The following is a 12,496-nucleotide window of genomic DNA, read 5'->3' on the forward strand; positions in this document are numbered from 1 at the left end:
GACGAAGTCCCCCGAACCCCACGTCATCCGACCCGAGGAATCGAGGCTTCGTGAGCAGGACCATTCCCCCGGCGCTGCCGAGCGCCACTGATCCCCGTCCCGGAGGCCGCTGATGTCGGTCTTCGACGATCCCGGCCTCTTCGGCCGGCTCTGGGCCGCCGAGTACGACGACGGCGACACCAATCCCGACCCGGCCCCGGCCGTGGACTTCCTGGCCGACCTGGCCGCCGGCGGTCCCGTCCTCGAACTGGCGATCGGCACCGGCCGGGTCGCGCTACCGCTGGCCGAACGCGGCCTCGCCGTGCACGGCGTCGAGGCGTCCGAGGAGATGCTCGCGCACCTGCGGGCCAAGCCCGGCGGTGACCAGATCCCGGTGGTCGTCGCCGACATGGCGGACGTGCCGGTGTCCGGTGAGTTCCGACTCGCGTACCTGGTCTTCAACACGCTGTTCAACCTGGTCCACGCCGAGCGGCAGGCGGACTGCTTCCGCAACGTCGCCCGGGTGCTGTCGCCGGGCGGCGCGTTCGTCATCGAGACGTTCGTGCCCGACCCGCGCAGCTTCGACAGGGACGAGCAGGTGCAGGTGCGTGCCGTCACGGAGGACTCCGCGACGATCCGGCTGCATCAGTACGACCGGCCGGCGCAGCGGTTCATCCGGCAGACCATCACCTTCGACAGTGCTGGTGTGCACCTGAAGCCGTTCGCCATGCGGTACGCCTGGCCACACCAGATCGACGAGATGGCGCGGCAGGCCGGGCTCCGGCTCACCGAGCGGTACGCCGACTGGCACCGGCGACCGTTCCAGGCCGACAGCCCGTCGCACATCTCCGTCTACCGTAAGGAGTAGCCGCGGTTGATCGACTCCGGCTCCCGGGAACCGGGGCTATCAGGTGGCCCTGACACCCCACCTTCACGGAGCCGGAGTCGATCACCCTCCGTCGTCGAGGTCAGTGCGCGACTCAGGCGTCGGTAGCTGTCATTCTCCTTCCGTGTTGTGGCGGCTGCGTTCGATCGCCTCGGCGATGCGCTTGATCCGGCGGAGGCGGGCGTCCCAGGTGGCGCCGACCGCCGACAGCTGCGCGACGGCTCGGGCGAGCTGCGCCTCGTCGACCTGGTAGTGGCGCTCGCGACCGGCCGGCGACCCGTGGATCAGGCCGACCCGGTCCAGCACAGCCAGGTGCTTCGAGACGGCCTGCCTGGTGACGGGCAACCGCTTGCTCAGCGACGTCGCGGTGCCCGGCCCGTCGGACAGGAGAAGGTCGATCATCGTACGCCGGGTGGGGTCGCCGATCGCCGACCACAGCTCGTCGTCGACGGCCGTACTCATGCGGTGGCGAGCAGTCGTGCGACGTACGCGCCCAGCCGGGGGATGTAGAGGTCCCAGCCGTTCTGGTGGTCGCGGTACTGCTCCTCCAGCACGGCGATCTCCCAGCCCATCTCCCGGAACCCGGTTTCGGTCATCCGGACCCGCGTTCCCGCGCCGCTCGGGGTCAGGTCGAAGGTGACGAGCAGCGCCTGTCCAGCACGGTCCGCCTCGGTGAAACACCAGCGGAAGGAGAAACGCCTCGGCGGGTCGACATCGACGACAGCGAGGTCGACGGTGCTCGTCTCGCCGGTGTCGGCGTTGCGCCACACCAGCTCCCCGGGCGCGCCCGGGATCGACTCGAACCGCGCGTCGTCGGGCCACCACTCCCGCATGTGCTCCGGCTGGCTGACCACCTCGAAGACGACCTCGGGCGACGCGTCGACGTGGATGTCCCGCTCGATGATTCCCTGTTCCATGACCCAACCTTTCGCAACATTTGGTTGCACAAACCGTACGCCACCACGGACGTGTGATGCAACCTTTGGTTGCACTTCATGACATCGCGATGGTTGATCAACTCCGGTTCCTTGAACTCGGGCTATCGATGAGCTGCGGACACCCCGAGTTCAAGGAAGTCGGGGTGTCACCAGAGTCGGGGTGTCATCAGAGTTGGGGTGTCACCAGAGTCGGGATGTCACCGCCGCCGGGCGCGTAGCACGCCGGTCAACATCGGTAGCTCGAACTCGCCGTCGGCGGTCTCCGGCACCTTCTCGGCGCTACCGGCCAGGGCGCGGACGGCCGGCAGCGCGCCGCGCAACTCGGCCAGCATCGCCGGGTCGGGTTCGACAGCGACGACGTCCAGACCCAGCCCGACAAGCGTGGCGGACAGCTTGCCGGTGCCAGCGCCCAGGTCCAGCGCGCGCATGCCGGGCGCGACCTCGATCGCCCAGCGCACCGCGTCCCGCGCGTAGTCCGGACGGTGCTCGGCGTACGCGGCAGCCGCCGCCCCGAACGACGAGCGGAGCAGTTTCTCCGTCATCCGGTCAACCTACCGCCGCGCAACGCGACGGAGCGTCGGCGAAATCAGTGGACTACAGGCAGACCCAGCAGTACAACCGGTGGCCCCGATCCTGCGCATGGCGGGCGAGCAGCGCCAGCTCACCCAGGAAGTCGGCCAGCACCGCCGGGTCACACTGGCCCCGGAACTCCTCGGTCCGCGACCACGGCACGGCAACCTCGGCCAGCCGCTCGGGCTCCCGTTCGACGAGCGCCTGCGTCAACTCGTCGGTGAGCGACAGGACCAGCCCTTCGCCTCCGTCCCGCACCGCCACGTCCAGCCCGCAGCGAGGGCGATCGACGATGACATCGGCGCTGACACCGGTGAGCAACTCTTCGAGAGCCACCAGCTCTGCCGTCGGGTCGACGCCCTTGGCGGACAACACCGGCAGATCCTGCTCGGCGAATCGGACGCGTGGCCGCATGAGTCGACCCAGCGCCGTGCGATCACCGGCACAGGACGGCCGCGAACAGCTCGGGTGACACGGGTTCGGCGCCGGCCGGGCCACCCGGCACGTCGACGGTTGCGGCGGCCTCGTCATCCGATGCGGCCGAGAAGTACTGGTAGAGGACGCCCACCCGAGCACCATCCCCTAAGCGGTCGGTCTCGCCGAGCACACTTCCAAATGTTGCACGGAGCGTCCGACTACACCTCACACCTCAGGCAGCCGCGAATATCGTTGCAGGGGAAAGGGGACCCGACGACTGGCCCAGGAGCTTTGTTGGCCGGCGCACTACCCCGAAGTGCTGGAGCTGCGAGCGGTGGGCGAATCGATTCGCGGAGCCGCACGGTAGTCTCATCGAGACTCACGAGGAGGCTTCAATGTCGCACGAAAAATCGCGCCCACCGCAAGCGAGCCTCGATCCGAAAGATCCGCAGCTTCCTGGCGGCACCCTCAGTGAACGGCAGGCAGTCACCGTTCTGTCTCCAGCCGACGCGCACCCCAGAGATGACGACGGTGACGATGCGGAAAAATCGAACACGAAGGACCAGCGCACTCGCCCAGCCCTCGCACCCAACTCCAGGGGCGCAAGGCTCGCCCAGTCGACAGGATCCTTCACCCTAGGGCTATTCGCCAACCAGTTAGCCAACGACCTGGAATGGCCGCCGGCTTTTACCGTCATTTTGGTAAGTGCGTTCTTCGGTGCGGCGTACCTAATTCAGCGCCCTATCCAGAGAATGTCAGACAGCCTGGCGGGCGCTCACACCGGTTCCAGGCATAGCAAATTCAACCGCTTCGTCGAGCGCATTTTCGGTAGCGTAGCCGCCGCCACTCTTGCTGCAATGGCGCTCGGTTTCCTTAGCGCTGCGATCGCCGTCCTGCCAGTATTCCCCTCACGCATCATCGGCCCGAGCGCACATATTGCCGAGCAATATCTCGGAGGGTACACAGGGTTCTACAACTATGAGCTACTGGCCTTTGCCATGTGCACAGTAATACAACTCTTGGTCTTTCGAGTGAAGACCGACGTATCCATCAGGATCGCACAGTCCTTGGGCCTCGGCACGGGTGGCGGGCTGACCATAGTGCTACTACGACCGGAAAACCCGCTAATCCTAACCGTCGGCAGCTGGACGGCCGGCGCACTTCTCTCAGCGTGTGTGATTCACCTTCTCGACAATACCGTCCCGACCAATGCTCTTCGCGCGGCCCGGCGGTTCTTCCTCAGCCCACGTGACTAGCATTTCGCATTCGTACACCGGAACAGGCCGGACTCAGACGTTGAAGCGGAACTCCACGACGTCACCGTCCTGCATGACGTACTCCTTGCCCTCGATGCGGACCTTGCCCGCCGCCTTGGCCGCCGCCACCGATCCGGCCGCGACCAGGTCGTGGTAGGAGACCACCTCGGCCTTGATGAAGCCGCGCTGGAAGTCGCTGTGGATGACCCCCGCGGCCTCCGGCGCGGTGGCGCCGATCGGGACGGTCCAGGCGCGCGCTTCCTTCGGGCCGGCGGTGAGGTACGTCTGGAGGCCGAGGGTGCGGAAGCCGACCCGGACGAGCTGGTCGAGGCCCGGCTCGTTCTGGCCGATCGACTCCAGCAGCTCGCGGGCCTCCTCCTCGGGCAGGTCCACCAGCTCAGATTCGATCTTGGCATCCATGAAGACGGCCTCGGCGGGGGCGACCAGGGCGCGCAGTTCGTCGAGGAACGCCTCGTTGGCGAGTTCGGCCTCGTCGACGTTGAAGACGTACAGGAAGGGCTTGGTGGTGAGCAGGTGCAGCTCGCGCAGGTGCTCCAGCTCGATCTTGGCGGCGGCGGCGCCGGAGTAGAGGGTGGTGCCGCCGTCGAGCACCTCGATCGCGGCCTTCGCGGCGGCCACCGCGGCGGCCCGGTCCTTGCGGAGCTTGGCTTCCTTCTCCAACCGGGGCAGCGCCTTGTCCAGGGTCTGCAGGTCGGCGAGGATCAGCTCGGTGTTGATCGTCTCGATGTCGTCGGCCGGGGAGACCTTGCCGTCGACGTGCACCACGTTCGGGTCGGAGAAGGCCCGGACCACCTGGCAGATCGCCGAGGCGTCGCGGATGTTGGCCAGGAAGGCGTTGCCCCGGCCCTGCCCCTTGGACGCGCCGCGCACCAGGCCGGCGATGTCGACGAACGACACCGGGGCCGGCAGCACCTTCTGCGAGGAGAAGATCTCGGCCAGCTTGTCCAGCCGCTCGTCGGGCAGCCCGACCACGCCGACGTTGGGCTCGATGGTGGCGAACGGGTAGTTCGCCGCCAGCACGTCGTTCTTGGTCAACGCGTTGAACAGCGTGCTCTTGCCGACGTTGGGCAGGCCGACGATGCCGATGGTGAGACTCACGACGGGCCAGCTTACGCCGATCCCGGGCGGGCCGTCTCAGCGAGCCCCGGACGGGCCGTCTCGGCCGAGCAGACGGGGAGCAATGACCGCTTCCCGGACACTGCCGTCCGCCGCGCGGGTCACCTCGTACGCCGAGACGCCCTCGCGGTCCGCGACGGCCTCGACCAGCTCGGTGCCCCGGTAGACCAGGCCCACCCCGTCGTCGGTGCAGTGGCTGGTCGGCAGCGTCCCGTCGGCCACCAGCTCGTGCATGAGCGGCCGGCGCTGGCCCTCGCTGTCGTAGTGCACCCCGTTGCCGTACGGCAGCCACCCCAACCCGTTGGTGAAGCCGCGCAGCCGGGGCCCGAAGCTGTCGGTGGCGCCGCCGACGTGCCAGCAGATCGAGCCGGCCGAGACGCCCGCCAGCACCACGCCGGCCTGCCAGCACTCGTGCAGGATCTCGTCGAGCCCGTGCACCCGCCAGACGGCGACGAGGTTGGCCACGCTGCCGCCGCCGACCCAGATCACGTCCTGGTCGAGCAGGTGGGCGCGGATGTCCTCGATGTTGGGCATGGGGAACAGGGCGAGGTGCGACAGCCGGAACCGGGTGTCGGCGAACGCTCCGTAGACAGCGGTCAGCGAGGTGGGCTGGTCACCGACCGCCTGACCGAGGTAGCACACCCGCGGCTGCGGACCGGCCTCGGCCAACTCCGCCGCCAGCTCGAAGACCGGGCTGGGGCGCATGTCGTAGGGTCCCCGGTCGCCCCGGAAGAAGCCCATGCTGGTGGCGAGGATCGTCGGGTCGCTGGCGGGCATCGGGGCGTCCTTCCATCGGACCGGGTGGGGCGATGTCCATCCTGCCGCAGCCGGCCCCCCGACGATCATTGGGAGGCGTGCGCCGCTTATTCGGGGCGGCGTTGGCGGGGCACCTCGACCTCGGGCCAGTCGGCCAGCGCCGGCCGGTCGGCCGGGGGCAGTTGCGCGGCGGCGGCGCGGGGCAGCGTGAACCGGTCGGCCGCGGCCGGGCCGGCGGCGACCGTCTCGCGCAGCATCCACCGCACCTCGTCGGCGGTCCAGCCGAGGCCCTGGCGGGTGGCGATCTCGCGGATCAACCGTCGCCCGACAGTGGTGTCGTCGTCGTAGAAGCGCATGCACCAGTGGTGCGTCCACATGCCGAGCGCCCGCACTGCCGCGTCGTCGAGCGAACGGACCAGCCGCCCACAGGCGGTGTCCGGGAAGGGCGACTCGGCGCCGCCCGCCCGGTCCCGTTCGATGGCGCCCACGGCGGCCGGCGCGACGGCCCGCATCCGGCGGTAGAAGGACTGCACCACCGCCCGGGGCAACGGCGGGTAGGCGCCCGATGTCGATGCCGCCGCCCAATTCGCCACGCTCGTCATCCCGCCCCACCCCTTCTTCAGTTGGTGGCCGGACGGTACCCGGCAGGACCGACACTTCCGGAACGACTGACGCCGACGGCCAGGTCCGATTCCCGCCAGCCGCCGCCCGACGTCGCGGGGCATCATCGGTGGCATGGACCTGGACTTCGAGCGGTGCTACCGGGCCGTGGACAGCCGTGACCAGCGGTTCGACGGCTGGTTCTACACCGGCGTGACGTCCACCGGCATCTACTGCCGGCCGTCCTGTCCGGCGATCACCCCGAAGCGGAAGAACGTCCGGTTCTTTCCGTCCGCCGCCGCCGCCCAGGGTGCCGGGCTGCGCGCCTGCCGCCGCTGCCGGCCGGACGCCGCGCCCGGCTCCCCGCTGTGGGACGTCCGCGCGGACGTGGTCGGCCGGGCGATGCGGCTGATCGCCGACGGGGTGGTCGACCGGGGCGGCGTACCGGGCCTGGCCGCCCGCCTGGGCTACACCGAGCGACACCTGCACCGGATGCTGAGCGCGGAAATGGGCGCGGGGCCACTGGCGCTGGCCCGGGCCCAGCGGGCGCAGACCGCCCGGATTCTGATCGAGACCACCGACCTGGCGATGGCCGAGATCGCGTTCGCCGCCGGCTTCGGCAGCGTGCGGCAGTTCAACGACACGCTCCGCGAGGTGTACGCGAGCGCGCCGTCGGAGTTGCGCGCGGCCCGGGTTCGCCGGCGGGCTCCGGCCGGGGCGGGGACCATCGCGCTCCGGTTGGCGTACCGGCCGCCGTTGCACGCACGGGCGCTGCTGGACTTCCTCGCGCTGCGGGCGTTGCCGGGCGTCGAGGAGGTCCGCGACGGGACGTACCGTCGGGGTCTGCGGTTGCCGCACGGCGTCGGCCAGGTGGCGCTGACCCCTGCGGACGGGCATGTGGCGGCGACGCTGCGCCTGGCCGACCTGCGCGACCTGGCGCCCGCGGTGGCCCGCTGCCGCCGCCTGCTCGACCTGGACGCGGACCCGGCGGCCATCGACGGCACGCTCGCCGCCGATCCGGCGCTCGCCCCGGCGGTCGCCGCCGAGCCCGGCATCCGGGTCCCCCGCGCGGTGGACGGCTTCGAGCTGGCCGTCCGCGCGGTGATCGGTCAACAGGTCTCAATCCGTTCGGCCAAGACAACCCTGACGCGCCTGCTGACCACCGCCCACCCTCCGGTTGATCATGAAGTTATGACCATCGACGCCGGCGTGTCGAGGTCACAACTTCATGATCAACCGGAGAGGGCGGGGGTGTTGCGGGGGTTTCTGACTCCGGAGGAGGTCTTGGGGGTGCCGGACTCTGGTTTCGGGATGCCGTCGGCGCGGCGGGAATCCTTGCGCCATCTCGCGGCGGCCGTGTCGGACAGGTTTGTGGATCTCGCGCCGGGCGGGGATCGGGCGGAGACCGTCCGGCGGCTGGTCACGCTGCCCGGCATCGGCCCGTGGACCGCCAACTACCTGGCCATGCGCGCCCTGGGCGACCCGGACGTGCTGCTCGGCACCGACCTCGCTGTCCGGCGCGGCGCCGCCGCGCTCGGCCTCCCCGACAACCCCAGGACCCTTCAGGAGTACGCCGAACGGTGGCGGCCCTGGCGGTCCTACGCCACGATCAGACTCTGGAGAGCGGCATGAGCATCGACAGCACCGTGCTGAGCACACCGACCGGCCCACTGAGCATCCTCGCCGGCCCCGACGGTGCCGTACGGGCGGCCGGCTTCACGCCGGACCCGGCGGCGCTGCTGCCCCTGATCCACCCGACGCTACGGGCGCCGGTGCGCCAACGCGCCGACCTCGGGCCGGTCAGCGCGGCGGTCCGCTCCTACCTGGACGGAGACCTCGCCGCCATCGACACGGTGCCGGTCCGGCAACACACCGGTGGAGAGTTCATGGCGTACGCCTGGCAGGTGCTGCGCGAGGTGCCACCGGGCGCCCCGGTCACCTACACCGGGTACGCGACGCTGGCCGGCCGGCCACCCGCGGTACGGGCGGCCGCGGCCGCCTGCGCCCGCAACGCGGCGGCGTTGTTCGTGCCCTGTCACCGGGTCCTGCGCACCGACGGCACGCTCGGCGGCTACCGCTGGGGCCTGGACGTGAAGAAGTGGCTTCTCGGTCATGAGCGACGGTTGACAACAAGCTGACATAAGCATCAAGACGCATTGACGCTACCGTCTGGTAGTGCCTGTGGAGAGCGACGGCGACCCGGCCGCCCGGGCCGCCACGGGCCGTCACCCCGTGCACAACCTCTGGCGGCTGCGCTCCTACCTGCGCCCGTACGCCGCCGAGTTCACCTGGCTGCTCGTCGCGGGGCTCGCCGGCACCGCGGCCGGGATCGCCGTACCCCTCGTGGTGCAGCGGGTGGTCGACGGGCCGGTGGCCCGGCACGAGCCGGCCGGGCTGCTCCAGCTCGGCGGCCTGGCGCTGCTGCTCGGCGTGGTCGAGGCGGTGCTCATCTTCATCCGACGCTGGGTGCAGTCGTCCTCGGCGGTGGGCATGGAGGCGGCGCTGCGCGCCGACGTCTACGCCCACCTGCAACGGCTGCCGACGAGCTTCCACGACCGCTGGCAGTCCGGGCAACTGCTCTCCCGGATCACCAGCGACCTGTCGGTGATCCGCCGGTTCCTCTCCTTCGGCGTGTTCTTCCTGGTGCTCAACCTGACCACGTACGTCGTCGTGGTCGTCCTGCTGATCAGGCTGCACCCGGCGCTCGGCGTGCTGGTCGCGGCCAGCGCGGTGCCGCTGCTGCTGATCAGCCGCCGGTTCGGCCGCCACTACCACGCCGCGTCCCGGCGCATGCAGGACCAGCAGGGCGACGTGGCGACGCTGGTCGAGGAGACCGCGCAGGGCCTGCGGACCATGAAGGCGTACGGCCGGGGGCCCGAGCTGGCCGCGCGCTTCGCCGGCGCGGCGAGGCGGCTGCACGAGACGGGCGTCGGCAAGGGGCGGCTGCTGGCGAACACCGCCGCGCTGCTCGACCTGGTGCCGAACGTGACGCTGGGTGTGGTGCTGGTGGCGGGCGCGGCCGCCGCCGCGGCCGGCGCGCTCACCATCGGCGAGTTGGTCGCCTTCGTCAGCCTGCAACTGATGCTCATCTGGCCGGTGCAGTCGCTGGGCTGGATCATCGCCAACGGTCAGGAGGCCGCGACCGCCGCCGACCGCATCCAGGAGGTGTTGGACACTCCGCCGCAGATCGAGGACGCGCCGGGCGCCCTCGCGCTGCCCCGGGACGCGGTGCACGGGCGGCTCCGCTTCGAGCGGGTCGCGTTCCGCTACCCGGGCGCCGCCGCCCCGGTGCTGTGCGAGATCGACCTGTGTGTCGAGCCGGGCGAGACGCTGGCCCTGGTCGGCGCCACCGGCTGCGGCAAGAGCACGCTGCTCTCCCTGGTGCCCCGGCTGCACGACGTCACCGCCGGCCGGATCACCCTGGACGGGCACGACCTGCGGGACCTGCGGCTGGCCGCGCTGCGCCGGCTGGTCGGGGTGGCGTTCGAGGAGCCGACCCTGTTCTCGATGTCGGTGCGGGAGAACCTCACGCTGGGACGCCCCGACGCCGGTGAGGACGAGGTACGCGCGGCGCTCGCGCTGGCCCAGGCCGACTTCGCGTACGACCTGCCCTGGGGGTTGGCCACCCGGGTGGGCGAGCAGGGGCTGTCCCTGTCCGGCGGGCAACGGCAGCGGCTCGCGTTGGCGCGGGCGGTGCTCGGCCGCCCGGCCGTGCTGGTGTTGGACGATCCGCTGTCCGCGCTCGACGTGCACACCGAGGCGTTGGTCGAGGCCGCCCTGCGCCAGGTGCTGCGGGACAGCACCGCGCTGCTGGTGGTGCACCGGCCGTCGACGATCGCGCTGGCCGACCGGGTCGCCCTGCTCCAGGACGGGCGGATCACCGCGGCCGGGCGGCACTCCGACCTGCTGGCCACGGTGCCCGCGTACCGGGCGCTGCTCGCCGCCGAGCCGCCAACCGGACATCCACCGGCGGCCGGAGCCGGCGGGTCGAGGCCGTCCCCTTCGGACGGGTGGGGGTTGGTGCACTCGTGACAGTGCCGCAGCAGGCCGATCCGCCACCGGATGACGAGCCGGAGCTGGCCCGCTGGCGCGGCACCGCCACCGACCCGGAGGCCGACCGCAGTCACGCCGAGGACACCAGTCCCGAGGCGGTGGCCCGGCTGCGTCGGCTCAGCCGGGCCCTGCTCGCCGACCTGCTCCGCCCGCACCGGGGGCGGCTCACCGTCGCCGTCGGCCTGCTGCTGGCCCAGAACGCCGCAGCGATGGCCGGCCCGTACCTGGTGATGATCGGCATCGACCGGGCGATCACGCCGCTGCGCGCGGGCGACCCCGGCCCGCTGATCGCCGTCGCCGGGGCGTTCGCCGGGGCCTCGGTGACCGAGTACGCGGCCCGCCGCGGGTTCCTCACCCTCTCCGCCCGGATCGGCCAGGCCGTCCTGCTCGACCTGCGGCAGCGGGTGTTCGGGCACTTCCTGCGGCTGTCGGTGGGCTTCCACGAGCGGTACACGTCCGGGCGGATGGTCTCCCGGCTCACCAGCGACCTGGACTCGATCGCCGAACTCGTCGACGGCGGGATCGACAGCCTGGTGCTGGCCGGGCTGAGCATCCTGTCGGTGGCCGCCATCCTGCTCTGGCTGGACCTGCCCCTGGCCGCCGTGACGCTGTTCGCCTTCCCCTTCCTGTTCTGGCTCTCCCGGTGGTTCGCCAGGGCGTCGGCCAGCGCGTACCGGCGCACCCGGGACGCCGTCGCGCTGGTCATCGTGCACTTCGTCGAGTCGATGCGGGGCATCCGGGCGGTGCAGGCGTTCCGCCGGGAGCCACGCAACCAGCGGATCTTCGTGGCGCTCGGCGACGACTACCGGCGGTCGAGCCTGCACGCGTTCCGGCTGATCGCCACCTACTCCCCCGCGATCAAGCTGATCGGCAACGTCACGGTGGCGGCGGTGCTCTGCTACGGCGGGTGGCGGGTGCTCGGTGGGCAGACCGAGATCGGGGTGCTCGCCGCGTTCCTGCTCTACCTGCGCCGCTTCTTCGAGCCGATGCAGGAGTTGAGCCAGTTCTACAACTCGTTGCAGTCGGCGACCGCCGCGCTGGAAAAGTTGGCCGGGGTGCTCGACGAGCGGCCGGGCGTCGCCGAACCGGCCCGGCCCACACCGCTGCCGACCGGGCCCGGCCGCGGCGCGCTGGCCTTCCGGGCGGTCACCTTCGGCTACCGGACGGGCACCCCGATCCTCGGCGGACTGGACCTGACGGTTCCGGCCGGGCAGACGGTGGCGCTGATCGGGCCGACCGGGGCGGGCAAGTCGACGATCGCCAAGCTTGTCGCGCGGTTCCACGACCCGGACGCCGGCACGGTCCGGCTGGACGGCGTCGACCTGCGCGAGATCGCCGACGCCGACCTCCGCCGCGCGGTGGTGCTGGTGACACAGGAGAACCACCTGTTCAGCGGGACCATCGCGGAGAACATCCGGTTCGGCCGCCCGGGGGCGGACGACGCCGCCGTCCAGGCCGCCGCGCGGGCGATCGGCGCGCACGACTTCATCGCCGCCCTACCCGAGGGGTACGCCACCCAGGTGCACCGACGCGGCGGCCGTCTCTCCGCCGGACAGCGGCAACTCGTCGCGTTCGCCCGGGCGTTCCTGGCCGACCCGGCCGTGCTGATCCTGGACGAGGCGACGTCGTCGCTGGACGTGCCGACCGAACGGCTGGTGCAACGGGCGCTCGGCACCATCCTGCGCGACCGTACCGCCCTGGTGATCGCGCACCGGCTCTCCACCGTGGAGACCGCCGACCGGGTGCTCGTCCTGGACGGCGGGACCGTCGTCGAGGACGGCCCACCCGCCGTGCTGGCCGAGGCCGGCGGCCGGTACGCGGCGCTGCACCGGCAGTGGCGCGACTCGCTGGTCTAGCGCCCGGGGCGGGTGCGGCCGGCGGTGTGTTCGGCGGCCAACCACGTC

General features: G+C 71.3%; 14 protein-coding genes. 6 read left to right on the plus strand and 8 right to left on the minus strand.

The features are described from left to right. Positions 1 to 112: 112 nt before the first annotated feature. Entirely contained in the window at positions 113 to 847 is a 735-nt protein-coding gene (locus O7634_RS05020; protein WP_278148991.1) for a class I SAM-dependent methyltransferase, read from the plus strand. Positions 848 to 976: 129 nt separating this feature from the next. On the opposite strand, the gene O7634_RS05025 is transcribed toward O7634_RS05020, so the two are convergent. The 5 genes from O7634_RS05025 to O7634_RS05045 all read right to left on the minus strand — a co-directional run bounded on the left by O7634_RS05025 (position 977) and on the right by O7634_RS05045 (position 2,941). After that, positions 977 to 1,327, minus strand: coding sequence for a metalloregulator ArsR/SmtB family transcription factor (locus O7634_RS05025; protein WP_278148992.1), 351 nt, complete (start codon positions 1,325 to 1,327; stop codon positions 977 to 979). Then, positions 1,324 to 1,782: an SRPBCC domain-containing protein gene (locus O7634_RS05030; protein ID WP_278148993.1), complete on the minus strand. Its 459-nt coding sequence runs from the start codon at positions 1,780 to 1,782 to the stop codon at positions 1,324 to 1,326. The genes O7634_RS05025 and O7634_RS05030 overlap by 4 nt, the downstream gene beginning before the upstream one ends. Positions 1,783 to 2,000: 218 nt before the next feature. Next, on the minus strand, positions 2,001 to 2,345 hold the full coding sequence (locus tag O7634_RS05035) for a methyltransferase domain-containing protein (protein ID WP_278148994.1): 345 nt from the start codon (positions 2,343 to 2,345) through the stop codon (positions 2,001 to 2,003). A 52-nt stretch (positions 2,346 to 2,397) separates the two neighbouring features. Further along, the gene (locus O7634_RS05040; protein WP_278148995.1) at positions 2,398 to 2,787 is read right to left on the minus strand and encodes a hypothetical protein; all 390 of its coding nucleotides are present in this window, start codon (positions 2,785 to 2,787) and stop codon (positions 2,398 to 2,400) included. A 22-nt stretch (positions 2,788 to 2,809) separates the two neighbouring features. Continuing rightward, the gene (locus O7634_RS05045) at positions 2,810 to 2,941 is read right to left on the minus strand and encodes a hypothetical protein (protein WP_278148996.1); all 132 of its coding nucleotides are present in this window, start codon (positions 2,939 to 2,941) and stop codon (positions 2,810 to 2,812) included. Positions 2,942 to 3,185: 244 nt separating this feature from the next. On the opposite strand from O7634_RS05045, the gene O7634_RS05050 reads away from it, so the two are divergent. Beyond that, positions 3,186 to 4,046 (plus strand): hypothetical protein, encoded by an 861-nt coding sequence (locus O7634_RS05050; protein ID WP_278148997.1) that lies wholly within the window; start codon positions 3,186 to 3,188, stop codon positions 4,044 to 4,046. A gap of 33 nt (positions 4,047 to 4,079) precedes the next feature. On the opposite strand, the gene ychF is transcribed toward O7634_RS05050, so the two are convergent. The 3 genes from ychF to O7634_RS05065 all read right to left on the minus strand — a co-directional run bounded on the left by ychF (position 4,080) and on the right by O7634_RS05065 (position 6,541). After that, entirely contained in the window at positions 4,080 to 5,165 is a 1,086-nt protein-coding gene (gene ychF / locus O7634_RS05055) for a redox-regulated ATPase YchF (protein WP_278148998.1), read from the minus strand. 36 nt (positions 5,166 to 5,201) lie between these two features. Then, positions 5,202 to 5,960: a peptidase E gene (locus O7634_RS05060; RefSeq protein WP_278148999.1), complete on the minus strand. Its 759-nt coding sequence runs from the start codon at positions 5,958 to 5,960 to the stop codon at positions 5,202 to 5,204. Between the two features lie 86 nt (positions 5,961 to 6,046). Further along, positions 6,047 to 6,541: a hypothetical protein gene (locus tag O7634_RS05065; RefSeq protein WP_278149000.1), complete on the minus strand. Its 495-nt coding sequence runs from the start codon at positions 6,539 to 6,541 to the stop codon at positions 6,047 to 6,049. Positions 6,542 to 6,674: 133 nt separating this feature from the next. Here O7634_RS05065 and O7634_RS05070 point away from each other — a divergent pair, with 133 nt between their 5' ends. The 4 genes from O7634_RS05070 to O7634_RS05085 are packed head-to-tail and all read left to right on the plus strand — an operon-like array spanning position 6,675 to position 12,448. After that, positions 6,675 to 8,171: an AlkA N-terminal domain-containing protein gene (locus O7634_RS05070; protein WP_278149001.1), complete on the plus strand. Its 1,497-nt coding sequence runs from the start codon at positions 6,675 to 6,677 to the stop codon at positions 8,169 to 8,171. Further along, a complete protein-coding gene (locus O7634_RS05075) occupies positions 8,168 to 8,677 on the plus strand; it encodes a methylated-DNA--[protein]-cysteine S-methyltransferase (RefSeq protein WP_278149002.1) in 510 nt (169 codons plus the stop codon). Before O7634_RS05070 ends, O7634_RS05075 begins: the two co-directional genes overlap by 4 nt. A 37-nt stretch (positions 8,678 to 8,714) precedes the next feature. Further along, positions 8,715 to 10,571 carry an ABC transporter ATP-binding protein gene (locus tag O7634_RS05080; RefSeq protein ID WP_278149003.1) on the plus strand — a complete coding sequence of 619 codons (1,857 nt, stop codon included), beginning with the start codon at positions 8,715 to 8,717 and terminating at the stop codon, positions 10,569 to 10,571. Beyond that, positions 10,568 to 12,448, plus strand: a complete 1,881-nt coding sequence (locus O7634_RS05085; RefSeq protein ID WP_278149004.1) for an ABC transporter ATP-binding protein — start codon at positions 10,568 to 10,570, stop codon at positions 12,446 to 12,448. The genes O7634_RS05080 and O7634_RS05085 overlap by 4 nt, the downstream gene beginning before the upstream one ends. Positions 12,449 to 12,496 lie beyond the last annotated feature (48 nt).

The organism is Micromonospora sp. WMMD1120 (assembly GCF_029626235.1).
Lineage (GTDB): Bacteria > Actinomycetota > Actinomycetes > Mycobacteriales > Micromonosporaceae > Micromonospora.

Excerpts from the sequence above, each read along its gene's own strand:
- O7634_RS05020 (WP_278148991.1), top strand. The coding sequence starts at position 113 with ATGTCGGTCTTCGACGATCCCGGCCTCTTCGGCCGGCTCTGGGCCGCC.
- O7634_RS05025 (WP_278148992.1), bottom strand. The coding sequence starts at position 1,327 with ATGAGTACGGCCGTCGACGACGAGCTGTGGTCGGCGATCGGCGACCCC.
- O7634_RS05030 (WP_278148993.1), bottom strand. The coding sequence starts at position 1,782 with ATGGAACAGGGAATCATCGAGCGGGACATCCACGTCGACGCGTCGCCC.
- O7634_RS05035 (WP_278148994.1), bottom strand. The coding sequence starts at position 2,345 with ATGACGGAGAAACTGCTCCGCTCGTCGTTCGGGGCGGCGGCTGCCGCG.
- O7634_RS05040 (WP_278148995.1), bottom strand. The coding sequence starts at position 2,787 with ATGCGGCCACGCGTCCGATTCGCCGAGCAGGATCTGCCGGTGTTGTCC.
- O7634_RS05050 (WP_278148997.1), top strand. The coding sequence starts at position 3,186 with ATGTCGCACGAAAAATCGCGCCCACCGCAAGCGAGCCTCGATCCGAAA.
- O7634_RS05060 (WP_278148999.1), bottom strand. The coding sequence starts at position 5,960 with ATGCCCGCCAGCGACCCGACGATCCTCGCCACCAGCATGGGCTTCTTC.
- O7634_RS05065 (WP_278149000.1), bottom strand. The coding sequence starts at position 6,541 with ATGACGAGCGTGGCGAATTGGGCGGCGGCATCGACATCGGGCGCCTAC.
- O7634_RS05070 (WP_278149001.1), top strand. The coding sequence starts at position 6,675 with ATGGACCTGGACTTCGAGCGGTGCTACCGGGCCGTGGACAGCCGTGAC.
- O7634_RS05075 (WP_278149002.1), top strand. The coding sequence starts at position 8,168 with ATGAGCATCGACAGCACCGTGCTGAGCACACCGACCGGCCCACTGAGC.